Annotated in this window: 1 protein-coding gene; it reads left to right on the top strand. The window is 37.4% G+C overall.

What is annotated here, in order from left to right:
• A partial coding sequence (locus tag LJE08_RS14845; protein ID WP_227403695.1) for an exonuclease SbcCD subunit D C-terminal domain-containing protein occupies nt 1-211 on the top strand: 211 nt, incomplete at both ends.

The following is a 211-nucleotide window of genomic DNA, read 5'->3' as shown; positions in this document are numbered from 1 at the left end:
ATCAACGTGAATATATCGATATTGAATATCATACTGATACCCCGCCACGGCCTAATTTAAGACAACAGTTTGAAGATGTGTTGCCTAAAGAGCGCTATCGTCTGGTTAAAATTTCACGCCAGTATAAAAATAATGACCAGCAAAATCATGCTACAAAAATTCAGCTGGAGCCGCCAACGCCAGAAAAATTATTTGAACAAATTTGGCAAAA

The organism is Holdemanella sp. DFI.5.55 (assembly GCF_020593575.1).
In the GTDB taxonomy this organism is placed as follows: domain Bacteria; phylum Bacillota_I; class Bacilli_A; order Erysipelotrichales; family Erysipelotrichaceae; genus Holdemanella; species Holdemanella hominis.
Note: the sequence above shows the minus strand (reverse complement) of the source record. Positions and strands in the feature narration are given on the sequence as shown.